The organism is Microcoleus sp. w1-18aA5 (genome assembly GCF_036701705.1).
Classification (GTDB): Bacteria; Cyanobacteriota; Cyanobacteriia; order Cyanobacteriales; family Microcoleaceae; genus Microcoleus.
On sequence record NZ_JAUPTE010000081.1, the window covers coordinates 18147 to 30450 of the forward strand.

General features: G+C 43.8%; 13 protein-coding genes. 7 read left to right on the forward strand and 6 right to left on the reverse strand.

Going from position 1 to position 12304, the window contains the following annotated elements; translation table 11 throughout:
- Positions 1–125: 125 nt before the first annotated feature.
- Positions 126–1157, reverse strand: a complete 1032-nt coding sequence (locus Q5691_RS22870; protein WP_333307902.1) for a hypothetical protein — start codon at positions 1155–1157, stop codon at positions 126–128.
- A 102-nt stretch (positions 1158–1259) separates the two neighbouring features.
- Between Q5691_RS22870 and Q5691_RS22875 the strand changes: the two genes are divergently transcribed.
- Together Q5691_RS22875 and Q5691_RS22880 are read left to right on the forward strand one after the other, a co-directional pair.
- A complete protein-coding gene (locus Q5691_RS22875) occupies positions 1260–2195 on the forward strand; it encodes a metallophosphoesterase (RefSeq protein ID WP_333347255.1) in 936 nt (311 codons plus the stop codon).
- Positions 2196–2222: 27 nt separating this feature from the next.
- Positions 2223–2705: a PD-(D/E)XK nuclease superfamily protein gene (locus tag Q5691_RS22880; RefSeq protein WP_333213380.1), complete on the forward strand. Its 483-nt coding sequence runs from the start codon at positions 2223–2225 to the stop codon at positions 2703–2705.
- Positions 2706–2793: 88 nt separating this feature from the next.
- Here Q5691_RS22880 and Q5691_RS22885 read toward each other — a convergent pair whose 3' ends face one another.
- On the reverse strand, positions 2794–3669 hold the full coding sequence (locus Q5691_RS22885) for a DNA adenine methylase (RefSeq protein ID WP_333213381.1): 876 nt from the start codon (positions 3667–3669) through the stop codon (positions 2794–2796).
- Between the two features lie 274 nt (positions 3670–3943).
- On the opposite strand from Q5691_RS22885, the gene Q5691_RS22890 reads away from it, so the two are divergent.
- From Q5691_RS22890 to Q5691_RS22900, 3 genes are all read left to right on the forward strand, one after another.
- Positions 3944–4147, forward strand: a complete 204-nt coding sequence (locus Q5691_RS22890) for a DUF751 family protein (RefSeq protein ID WP_333083642.1) — start codon at positions 3944–3946, stop codon at positions 4145–4147.
- Between the two features lie 344 nt (positions 4148–4491).
- A complete protein-coding gene (locus tag Q5691_RS22895) occupies positions 4492–4884 on the forward strand; it encodes a PadR family transcriptional regulator (RefSeq protein ID WP_333083597.1) in 393 nt (130 codons plus the stop codon).
- A gap of 319 nt (positions 4885–5203) precedes the next feature.
- Positions 5204–5746, forward strand: a complete 543-nt coding sequence (locus Q5691_RS22900; RefSeq protein ID WP_333213382.1) for a cofactor assembly of complex C subunit B — start codon at positions 5204–5206, stop codon at positions 5744–5746.
- A gap of 356 nt (positions 5747–6102) precedes the next feature.
- Here the strand turns inward: Q5691_RS22900 and Q5691_RS22905 are convergent, their stop codons facing one another.
- A complete protein-coding gene (locus Q5691_RS22905) occupies positions 6103–6426 on the reverse strand; it encodes a DUF3155 domain-containing protein (protein ID WP_006635576.1) in 324 nt (107 codons plus the stop codon).
- Positions 6427–6532: 106 nt separating this feature from the next.
- A complete protein-coding gene (locus Q5691_RS22910; protein WP_333213384.1) occupies positions 6533–6700 on the reverse strand; it encodes a hypothetical protein in 168 nt (55 codons plus the stop codon).
- Positions 6701–6821: 121 nt separating this feature from the next.
- On the opposite strand from Q5691_RS22910, the gene Q5691_RS22915 reads away from it, so the two are divergent.
- Complete coding sequence (locus Q5691_RS22915) at positions 6822–8210, forward strand: ATP-binding protein (protein WP_333213385.1); 1389 nt, start codon at positions 6822–6824, stop codon at positions 8208–8210.
- A gap of 28 nt (positions 8211–8238) precedes the next feature.
- A complete protein-coding gene (locus tag Q5691_RS22920) occupies positions 8239–8934 on the forward strand; it encodes a hypothetical protein (protein WP_333213386.1) in 696 nt (231 codons plus the stop codon).
- A 728-nt stretch (positions 8935–9662) separates the two neighbouring features.
- Here the strand turns inward: Q5691_RS22920 and Q5691_RS22930 are convergent.
- Both Q5691_RS22930 and Q5691_RS22935 read right to left on the reverse strand, forming a co-directional pair.
- Positions 9663–11195, reverse strand: coding sequence for an ATP-binding protein (locus tag Q5691_RS22930; RefSeq protein WP_333213387.1), 1533 nt, complete (start codon positions 11193–11195; stop codon positions 9663–9665).
- Positions 11196–11365: 170 nt separating this feature from the next.
- The coding region (locus Q5691_RS22935; RefSeq protein ID WP_333213388.1) for a GAF domain-containing sensor histidine kinase at positions 11366–12304 on the reverse strand (939 nt) is incomplete at its 5' end.

Consider the following 12304-nt stretch of genomic DNA (forward strand, 5'->3'; position numbering starts at 1 on the left):
CTGCCTTGTCCCTACAATTAATGGGGTATGGACACTCCAAAAGCCGTGTCCTCGGTATGATTCCGATGCAGCCGGAAATGATATAACATCTGTTTGAGAGTCTACAGATACAGACTCTTTAAATTCTAATTAATCCCTCTATCTAAAATAATCATTTCCGAACCAACAACCGGACTTCTAGCTATTAACTTCCCTTCCATATTCGCAATTTCTAACTTGCTGAAATCGAGTGAGTTAGCCTCCTTCCACATCTTTGTTGCGAGTTGATTTTGCTCAACTTCGCTGAGTTTGTACCAATCTTCAGCGACTTTTACTGTCAAAATGCTGCTGGAAAAATTAACTTGAACAGACTCAACTAAACCGCCGCCCAGTCGATTCTTAATGTCAGTAACTTGATTTTGAATCGCAGCAATCAGAGACTGTTCGGGCGTCAGCGGTGGCGGTGGGATAAGTTCTACTGGTTGGGGTTTTTCCGGCGCCACTAAATCGGGCAACTTGCTTTTGAATTTAGTAGAGATTGGCTCAGATGGTACGATCGACTCTGGCGATTTCGGCGTTCCCGATGCCATAAAATCACCAAAAGTTTGCGGCGACTGCTGCGTTGCTGGGAGAGGCACTTTTGCTACTTTCTCCGGCGGTTTTGCTGAGAAACTGTTGAAAGTTAAACCGACTACAACGATAAGAGTTGCTGCTATGGCGGCGTTTAAAATTGGATCGGACAGCTTCTCGTTGGCAGATGGTGGCAGTAGCGATCGCACTAGCCGTACAATACTTTGCCAAAGTACAACGACTTTCTCTAAAAAACTCCCTTCCTTGCGTTGGGATACAGGCTTTTGCTCAACTTTTACAGCAACTTTTGGTGGCACGCTGTTAACTTCCACAGCAACAGCCGGAGGAGTTGCTGTTGCTGAGTCTGAAGCGGTGGGTGCGAGCGGCTTTTCTTGCTGCAACGGCGGTTCGGCTGGTAATTTTTTGCCTTTTTTTCCCAAATTCCCGATCGATGCAATCAAAGTTTTGATTCTCTGATTTTTGGGAACCGCGCTGCTGGCATTTTGAGTTTTGCTGCCAGTGGGGGCAGACTTGGCGGCCGAATCAACCTCCGGTGTCGGAGATTGAGAGGGTTCTGGAGTTGACTGGTTTAGCTGTTCTTCTGACATTTTCTCTGCCTTGGGGCGTTGCAAATATATCTAAACGCGATAAATTTTAGTTGAGCCATCTCAACCTTAATTTATCATTTTATTAGTTGTAACCGAATCAAAATGAGCATCAAACGCCGTCACTTTCTAATTTTAGGCAGTCTCAGCAGCTTAGGTTTTGCCGGAGTCTGGAAAATGTTTCAGCTTCGGACTGCCTGGGATACAGACGCCAACGCTGCTTTGCCTTCTAACGTTGAGGCAGAAAGGGCGATCGTTCCTTTGCCGGCCTCACCGCCTATTTTACGCTTTATTTCGGTAGCCGACACCGGTACCGGCGCAGAAGGTCAGTATGCTGTGGCTGAGGCGATGGCGCAATATCACCGGGAAAACCCTTTTAATGTTGCTGTTCTTGCCGGCGACAATATCTACAATAACGGCGAAATTGAAAAAATTAATGCTGTTTTCGAGCGGCCTTATCAGCCCTTATTACAGCAAGGTGTAAAATTTTATGCTTGTCTGGGAAATCACGACATCCGCACTGCTAACGGGGATCCGCAAGTTAAATATGCGGGTTTTAATATGCAAGGTCGCTACTATACTTTTCGGCGCGATCCGGTACAGTTTTTTGCTTTAGATACCAATCGCAATGCCGATTGGAAAAATCAGCTTGTGTGGCTGGAAAAAGAGTTGAGTCAGAGCACCGCACCTTGGAAAGTTGTGTTCGGCCACCACCCGATTTATTCCTCTGGGGTGTACGGAGTGAGTCAATCTTTTATTAAGACTTTGACGCCTTTGTTTCAAAAGTACGGCGTGCAGCTTTATATCAACGGACACGATCACAGTTACGAACGCACTCGCTCGATTAACGGTACGACTTATTTAATTTGTGGGGCCGGCGCGGGCACTCGTCCGGTGAGCCGTTCTGAGTGGACGGAGTATTCTGCTAGCCGCCTGAGTTTTGCGACGTTTGATGTCTATGAAGACCGGATGTTTGTCAGTTCTATCGGTACTGACAAAGGGGTTTTTGACAGGGGAGTGATCGAAGTGCGATCGGCTTAATTCAGATTATATTCAGGAGCCAACAAAATGAATAGGGGTTTTAGAGCCAATAAAACTGGTTTTGTTTTAGAAACAACTGTAGAAGGTACGTTGAGAGGCCACGGATATCTCGAAATATGCCCCCAGTTGCCGAAAAAGCGCAAGCGAGAGTGGCTCTTAAGCTCTACTGAAAATCCCAAGCGATATGCTAAACAGGTTTATATCGGGTCTAGCATCTATGAAACTGAAATAAATGTCGATTTTTATATTGTTGATTCCGGTTTGTTTCCTCGGGGTCTAATTGTTGAGTGCAAGTGGCAAGAAGACAAAGGTTCAGTAGACGAGAAGTATCCTTACCTAAATTTAAATATTAAAAATTGTTATCGGGTTCCTACTATTGTTATAGTGGGTGGGGACGGTATGAGGCAAGGTTCGATCGACTGGTTTAAAAAACAAATTCCTGACAATCAAAATCTGTTGGCAGTCCACAAGCTCGAAGGTTTCATTACCTGGGCTAACAAATATCTGTAACAGGAGTTAGGGGACTTTCCCGCGTGTGGGGCAACCACGTATTGATCCTACGAAATATACTTAATTAGAGACTTTGCGTAAGTAAGACTTAAAATGAACGTATTAATAATTCCGTGATTTTTCCGCGCTTAAAACTATTAGAATTAATTCCCCTAGATGCTGATATTTCAAGGAGCTTTGGCAGAGATTTATTTGGAAAAAGTTGAGTATCGCTGTAGATTTTTTCGATAAAATCGCAGTTTGAATTAGACAGCATAACTTTCACCCCCCGTTCTGCAAGTTCTGCAAAAATATCTCTCAGTTTAATCTGTTCCGATTCTTTGAAATTATCCCGGCTGTAAGTCGTGAAGTTACTGGTGGCACTGATTGGATAATAAGGCGGGTCAAAATAAACAAAGTCTTCGCTACTGGTAGCAAAATCCAAAATTTCATCGAATTTTCTGACTTCAATTTGAGCGGGCGCGAGTAAAGATGAGACCGATCGCAGTAAATCTGCTTGACAAATGTTAGGATTTTTGTATCGACCTATAGGAACATTAAATTCACCTTTTGAGTTTTCTCTATAGAGGCCGTTGTAACAAGTTTTATTTAGGTAAATCAGGCGTGCTGCTTGTTCTGTATCTGTTTTGTAGGAGCGCGATCGCACCGAGTAATAATAATCTTTATTGTCCTTGGTATGTTCTAACTGATGTTCCTCTAAAAGTAGAATCAGTTCCTCCACTTTATCCCTGACACAGCGATAAGCATTAATCAACTCAGGATTAATATCTGTTAAAACAGCTTGCAAACCAGGGTGCTGCTGTGCTAAGTAAAAAAATATAGCTCCGCCACCCAAAAAAGGCTCGTAGTAAGTTGTGAACTTTTCAGGAAAATAAGGTTGATATTGTCCAATCAACCTAGTTTTGCCTCCTGCCCATTTCAGAAACGGACGTGGCAAGACGAAAGAAGGTGCGGCAGCAGACATTTATCTAGAAATAACGGCCCTATAATATTTATCACAACTAGAACTCAATAGACATACTTCTGAAGTTCTTACCGGAGGTCGCGTGGCATTAAACAGACAGTGCTGGAGCCATCGGCGAAAAGTTTTCGTTAGAATTATATATGTCAGCCTGGCCGGCAAAAATGCCCGATCGCCCGATCGGCAGATTTAGCTCCGGCTGTGCCAAAATTGTCTAACTCGCTCACAAGTGTTACCAGTCAAAGATCGTGCTGTGACACTTTACCCCACCAAGCCAATGCAAGATTTTATTAATAACGTCTCTCGCTACCCGCGCTTTTTCATTACGATATGTCTGGGAATTTTCTTTTTCCTGTTCGAGCGACTCAAACCCCTGCTCGATCGACCGACAAGTGCGATCGCCCTGATTAGTTCGATTGTAGCGACTTTTGTCTTTCTAACTTTTACACTGCGGGCTATGTTAGGCCTGAGTTCGGTTTAAAGCCTGCGCTTGAACGCAAACATCAACGGCAAATTCAGTTAAAACACTAACTCCCAAAGTAACTGCCAATTCTTGCAGGCGATCGCACACTTGACAATAGTCGCTGCGATAGATTGGAAGAGGAAGTTAGTAAGCGGCGTTACGTCAGCGCTGCTCAACCAAGCCGCAGGCCCACATTACCGAAGTGCAGGACAAGCGTTTGGGGCTATCAACATTCACTGGGGAAATACTGCACCTCTGTTTCCCCGGTGTCCCACTTAATCATTAGGAAGCGGCACACCCCGCCCCGCTTTCCTCTCCCGTTAACCTGACGGTATCACGAGAGTTTCCAGCGGACAAGACAGATGAAGTTTGAACATATCTATCAATTTTTTCAAGACCCCCCTCCTGTTTATCTAAACAAGGAGTTAGCTGTGTGTTACATTCTCTCCGTGTTATTGCGCGGAGATTCCTACGGTACAGAACTGATTGGCCAACTAGAGAGGGAATTCCCCATCTACCGACTATCTGATACCGTTCTCTACAGCGCTCTGAAATTCCTCGAAGATGAAGCCGTAATCACCGGTTACTGGAAAAAAGTAGAAGGACGCGGCCGCCCCCGCCGGATGTATCAAATCCTCCCTGAGTGGCGCCACCAAGCTCAAGACCTCGCTCGTCTCTGGCATGAGTACATTGGTCAGGGAAACGGCTCGTCAGAGCGTCGTTCCCGCGCCTTAGAAACTGGTCACACAGGTTAGCCGAGTTGGAATCGGATGCCTAAACCCTGGAGATGCTGGCGCTACTTGCAAAGCGATTTGCCCGATTGCCTTCGCTTTGCTCGATCGCCACACAGCGATTAAAGCAGCTACACTACATCAGGACTTACGCATTGTCACTTAAGAATTAGGGATGATGGGGAGATATGGAAATTATTGGGTGATGGAGAGCAAAACGCTTTGCAGAAGAAGCTTTCTGCGAATTTTGATAAAAAAGTGTCTGCGTAAGTCCTCGATCGCTTTCTTATGTAAAGTTCTGTAAAGTAATAGTAGATAATTTCAATTACACAAACTTCTACCAATGGATACTGCTGTTCTTCCCTCTACCTTTGTGCTGACGCTGCTGTTGGCCGTAGGCTTGTTTTTCTTCATCAAGGCTTCAGTCAAAGATCGCATCGAACAAGTCAAGCTGGCTTCCGAGAGCGCCCAAGAGTCACTGTTAACCGACTTACAACAGTATTTTGCCGATAGAGCTTACCGAGTTGCAGCCGTCGATGCCCCCAACTATAAAGTCACGTTTGAGGGTTTTGTGCGGCCGAGTTGGTTTCTAGCTATTTTTCTAACTCTGCTGAGTGCAGGTGGCACTCTGTGCTTGGGACTGGTTTTGGGAATGCTAGTTCCTCAGCAGGGTCAAATTTTCCTAGCTTTGGTACTGCTGTCCCCGCTGGCGGGGGTATTTTACTGGAAAAAAGCTGGACGCTCTGAGCAAGTCTCCCTCAAACTCGAATCAGTTGCTGAGTCGGGAAGCCCAACCAAGAGCTTTGTTACTGTCAGAGCTCACCGCGATGAACTAGCAGCCATGCAAAAAGCTTTAGATTTGAAACCGATCGATTATAAAGTTTGACGCGGAACGTTTTTTGATATGCTAGATGCCGTAGTTAGACTTCGAGCTGACAAACTGATGACTCAAGAGAGGCTCTTTCGTTGATAAACCCGTGGCTGTTTTTTTGATCCACTTGTTTGATCGACAAATTCGATCGACAAAACAGTCAAAAAAAAACCATTATCGTGAAAGTGCCAATTGTGGCGATCACCCTTGGGCTGCGATCACGCCTGTTGCGATGGCTCCTTATACCCTAGTTTCTAAGGACTTTTCGCAGAAATTTCAGTTGGCACTCTCCAGACAATGAGAACTCTCGCGCTTTTGTTAAAAAACTTAGAAAAACATTGCTGTCAATGTTTTGAGCTAAACATTTTGAGCTATGCGCGGCTGGCTGACACCACAGGAATTTTTTCTGTGGTAGCTTCCAACATCACCTTTAAGCTGGGAAACAAGAAATGGTTCTCTTCTACGTATTGGGCTCCAAATAAACCTTTTTCAGCCCAGAAGTATCTGTCAGTGGTATGCTCGTTACGCTTGACTAACAGCAAAGCTGGGGGAGCAATGCCTTCTGCATGGATGAACTTGCGAGCCGCTGTTACGGGTTTATCTTCGCCGCTCTCGATGCTATATTGAGGCACACACTCTAAAATTCTGCGTCCTTCTTGTCGGCGGCGACTCTTGCGTTTGCGTCTCCTGGCCAATTTCTTTACCTCCTCTGTGAGCAGACAGTATGAGCAGACAGGTTGTAATGATAGCTACCAAATCCGAGGCCAGTATATCCGTTCTAGCTCAAAATTTCAACTGTTTTTAATATATCGACATAATCTTAACATTCGTGCCGATCGACAAAAGTGTAGCGGTTGTGCTATGGTTGGCCGCAAGTTCCGGCAAAAGCCAAGCTTGGGGATCGGTGGAAGCTGCGCGGAGGGCGATGCGGGGCAATGTTGGTTCATGAAAGCCCCATGCCTTCAACATAGCTGCCTTCTATCAAAGGGAATAAATCTGAAATCGAGAAGTATCTCATCAGTAATCGGCCGCCGATCATTTGTAATTTACTTAGAATTCCGTTAGATATCTTAATGTGGCGCTCATGTTAATGCCAGCCAGTTCAGAATTTGTCAAACTTTGCCGTTCGCAGGTGGCTATCGCCGTTAGTTTGGGAGCGAAATTCAGCGCGGTATACCTGACACAAGAGTTGGTAGAAGGCAGCGAAGCAAAGTTGGTGCCGATCGCAGTTTACCCAGAAACCTCAGCCGAATTGGAAGAAAATCAGGGGTTGAGGTTGCAATCTTCCGAAAGCTCGACAGTGAAACCGGTACCGCGACTGCTGGCGCCGCCTGTTCGGCCTGTGGAAGAATCAACGGTAGAGGCAATCGCACCCGATCGACTTCCGGGTAAGGAGCGCAGTTCCCATCAGTGCCAAGGCCCGGAGAATTTGTGGCAGCAGCGGATGCAAATTGTGACGCCTCTGATACACGAGGGAGCTGTAATGGGACTCCTAGTCAGCGGTCGGCAAGACAGGCCTTGGAACGAGCGAGAAGAGGCTCAAATACAACAAATTGCTCGCACCTTAGCCCTAGCCTGCATTTTAGACCAGCGATCGCAGTGGATGCAGCAGGAATTGGGTTCGGCCCGACAAATCCAGGCTCAGGTTTACGACACGATGCACAATTTGCTGCACCAGTTCAAAAGTCCGCTGACAGCGTTGCGAACTTTTGGCAAGCTGTTAGCGCGGCGGCTGGTACCGGAAGACAAAAACCGCAATGTGGCTTTTAGTATTGTCCGAGAGAGCGATCGGCTACAAGAGTTGCTGGGCCAGTTCGATCGAACTGTTGACACCGGCGAAGCACATCTAAAACTGCGATCGGACACTTCAGAAAAAGCAATGTCCAATGTGGAATCAATCCGGCATTCTCCTCTCTCGCTGTCACCTGCGGCCAATTTGGAGGAATCCTGTTTTGTTACAGAAGTCTTAAAACCGCTGTTAATTTCCGCCGAGGCGATCGCATCTGAAAGGAATCTGAAATTGGTCGCCGACCTGGAGGCGAATTTGCCACCAGTCTCAGCGAACGATCGAGCTTTGCGCGAAGTTTTGAGCAATTTAATTGACAATGCTTTGAAATATACCCCCGCCGGCCGCCAAATTTATATTAAAGTCCGGTACAAAGCAGCGGATGGCGATCGGGCAGGATACAGCCAATTGCCTGCCATAGCAGTTGCCGTCAGCGACACAGGTTCCGGCATTCCTCCCCAGGATTTAGAGCATTTATTTGAGCGGCACTACCGGGGAGAAAAAGCGCAGACAGAAATTCCCGGTACAGGATTGGGTTTGGCGATCGCCCGCGATTTAGTCCGCCAAATGCAAGGAGAAATAGAAGTATTTTCCCCAGTCAATCCAGAATGGCTGCCCTCTGCAGAAACTAATTTATTATATCCAACCGATCGCGGCACTACATTTGTGGTTTGGCTACCAGTGAATAAGTAACGAACTCTATTGCTTAGAGACATTTTTTATGAAGCATCTACCTTTATTCGATAAAATTCCTAAGTTGTCAAATTCTTTAGAAATTTTCAAAAAACACTTTTTTCGTGTACGGTTTTTAGCTGCTTTTAACATTCTGACTGTTCTGATTTTGGGCGGGCTGAGTGTATACGCAAAACTCAACAACCAGGGAGACGGAGTTGAACGCCTGTTTAGCGACCCTTTTAATTTCTGGTTCCCTTACGAAGGAATTCTCACCGGAGTTTCCGAAGTCCTCTGGTGCATCCCAGTAGCAATTTGTGCATTTACTTTCGGAGTGCTGCGCCAACAAAAAGAGCCGCAGAGTCGATCGGGGATGTTCTTATTTTTTAGTGCTTTACTACTCGGAGTCTTTTTCCTAGATGACCGGTTTCGGATGACTTTGATTCTTTCTGGGTTGGGAATATCTAGCAAATTAATTTATTTCTGTTATGGTAGTGCTGTCTTTTTTTACGGAGTTAAGTTTTGGCGAGACATCAAAACCACTCCTTACCTGCCATTAGTCGTAGCATTCCTCTTGTTTGCTATCTCACGGTTTGAGGATATTTTTGAGTCTCAAAGTCTAGGAGTACACGCGATGTTAGAAGATGGCACTAAATTATTAGCTCTTCTGAATTTAGCACTGTATTTTTGGCACGTATGTCATCAAGAAATCGGGCGGCATTTACAGCAGAGGGAAGAACGTTGAGCGCCTAAATTATTTTACCAAAAAAGGCGTTTATAAATTAGGGTATAACTAAGCAACGCCGGCGATCGCATAGAACCAAAATAATTTATTTGATTTTGATATGGCATCGGAAGATTAGCCAATTTTAGATAGTGAATTAATAACCGAAGGGAATGTCTGAGCAACTTGTTATCTGATGTAGAATAACAAAAAGTTTTTCCTGTCAAACGAGCTATCAAGATGTGTTAATCTTGTATTTACGCGCTCAACAATTCAACACCGCCCTAATTGATGTATCACCGGGTTCATCAGCTTTGACTATTTTTTCACGAAACTCGATCGCATAAATTTTCATTTTTCTGCTTCTCTACGGAATGCAGCGTACTAAATATACATGGAATATGCTGTATTTTTACGGCACAGTTAATAACGCCTCGGAAGAGATTGTTAAAAAATATATTGCAAACCAACACAATTAAGTTAGAAGAATATGGCTAAAGCCGCAGCAAGTCCCCACCCCAGCAAAGGCGGGACTTGCTGCGGGAAAAAATTCTGTCAGAATTCCGATGAATGAGGAATTAGCAATTACCCTATTCTCATGCAACTGAAAACCGATATATAGCAATCCTAAATCATTTGTGAATTTCTTACTCTCTCCCCTTGATAAGGGGAGGGTTGGGGTGGGGTAAAAAGTTTACGACTCCTGCAAGGATTGCTATATGATCAATCAATTCAGCCAGATAAGTTTTCTAGGCATTCGCTACAGCGATCTTAGTGGCTCTACAGATAGTGGGCAGATCAATAATAAACTGCGTTCCCTGCTCTGGCGTAGAAATACACTCCAATTGACCGCAGTGTTTTTCTATCAGAATTTTTCGGCTGATGGACAATCCCATGCCTGTACCTTTTCCTATGGGTTTAGTAGTAAAAAAGGGAGTGAAAAGTTTAGCACGAACTGTTTCTGTCATGCCGACACCATTATCAGAAATTGTTACCAGGATGTGGGAAGCCGAGCTAATGTTGTCATGCGAATTGCCGGGTACAACTTCAGTCCGAATCAAAATCTGGGGGTGAAAAACAGCACCATCTTCTCTATTTACCCGCTCTTCCAAAGCATCTATAGCATTCGCTAAAAGGTTCATAAACACCTGATTGAGCTGACCAGCATAACAGTTCACAAGTGGCAATACACCATAGTCTTTTATCACATTAATAGCAGGCCGATCCGACTTAGCCTTTAGTCGGTGCTGTAAGATCAGCAAAGTGCTATTAATGCCTTCGTGGATATCTACTGATTTAATTTCAGTTTCATCCAGCCGCGAAAAATTGCGTAGAGAGTGAACAATATTGCGAATGCGTTCGATCCCTAACTGCATGGAAGAAAGCAATTTTGGTAAATCATCTATGATAAATGGCAACTCTGCATCTTCTATTTCATGGATAATTTCTGCTTCTGGTTGCGGGTAATACTTTTGGTAAAGATTCAACATATTAATGAGTTCTTTAATATAGTCGTTGGCGTGGGACAGATTGCCATAAATAAAGTTAACCGGATTATTGATTTCATGAGCGACACCTGCAACTAATTGACCGAGACTAGACATTTTTTCACTTTGAACTAGCTGGAGTTGTGTTTCTTGGAGTTCTTTGACAAAATGCTCTAAGGCAACAGATTTTTGGTGCTCTTTTTCTTCACTGAGACGGAGTGCTTTCTCTACTTGTTCGCGTCGCTCTATTTCAGACTGCAATTTATGACTTAGAGAAAAACTTCTCAAAGCTGTTAGCATCGTAGTGTATAGCTTTGATGTCGTTAATTCAGTTTTAGTTTTATAGTCATTAATATCGTAATTGATAATAATGCTTTTTTCAGGTACTTGTCCGGGTTGACCCGTGCGTAAAATAATTCGCACTAACTGGTTCCATAAGACTTCGCGGACATATTTAACAAAGTTTAAGCCAGCATCATCTGTTTCCATAATTACATCAAGTAAAATGATGGCAACATCAGGATTTTCTTGGATTAGCTGTTTAGCTTCACGAGCGGAGTAAGCATTAATGAAGGTTAAAGATTTATTCTCAAAGACAAACTTCCTGAGTGAAATTTCGGTAGCGGTGTGAACTTGAGCCTCATCATCTACAACTAAAATTTTCCAGCTTTCACTCAGTTTTTCTTCTGTGGTTTCATCTGCAAACAATATCTCGTCATCCGAGTCGATTACTTCGGCAAAGTATACTGTTTCTGGAGATGGTTGAGTTAACAAATCGTCAAAATCACTTTTCATTGCTGTACACCTTTATTTTTTACTAATGTTTAGGTTTGAAGTTAGAAAACCTGTTAAGAAAAAGGCAGAAGGGAGAAGAGTTACACAGCAACCTTTTCAGTCATCCTTACTTTACTTTTAATGAGGTGGACTTACTTAGTTATCTTGGTCAGGAAATCGGAATTGGAACTCTACATTGGTGAATCAATTTGCATGGGTAATTTAATAATAAACTTGGTGCCTCTTCCCACCTCACTTAGACACTCAATTTCACCTTTGAGTTTTTGGGTGACTAAATTGTAGACAATATGTAACCCTAACCCACTGCCACCTTGACCACGCTTAGTGGTAAAGAATGGCTCAAAAATTTTACTTAAGTTTTCTGGGGGAATACCTTTACCTTCATCGGCGTATTCAAACCTTAGCCGATTACCTTCTTGTTCCCAAGCAAAGATTATTTCCCCAGAAATTCCTGGTTCATAGGCATGAATCAGAGAATTGATTAGCAAGTTTGTCACAACTTGGGACAAGGCTCCTGGATAAGAATCTATAGCAATTTTGCTATCTCCCTTAATTTTAAGCGAATGTTGGCTATTTTTCAACTTTGGTTTTAATTGTAATAAAATTTCATCAAGATAAGGTCTGATCTGGAAAGTACGTCGTTCTTCGCTAGAGCGATCTACTGCTACTTGCTTAAAGCTTTGAATCAAGGCTGCCGCCCGATCTAGGTTAATTAGAAGTGCTTTACTGCTTTGACTAGCAATATCGACAAACTCTTCTAAATCCGAGCGCTTCATTTTGCCACTTTTATAAATAGATGCAAATTCTGTGGTATTTTCTGCCAAAGCTGAAGCAACAGTGACGCCCACTCCGATGGGAGTATTAATTTCATGGGCAACACCAGCAACTAATCCTCCTAGAGATGCCATTTTTTCAGATTCGACTAGCTGAGTTTGGGTGGCTTTTAAAGCCTCTAGGGTGTTCGATAATTGTTGAGTACGATCGCTCACTAATTGCTCTAAGTTTTGATTAAACTCCTGTAAATTTTTGTAAAGTTGAGCATTCTCAATGGAAATAGCAATTTGGGCAGATAAAAGTTTTAACAATTCTAGCCGATCGGTAGTAAAAGC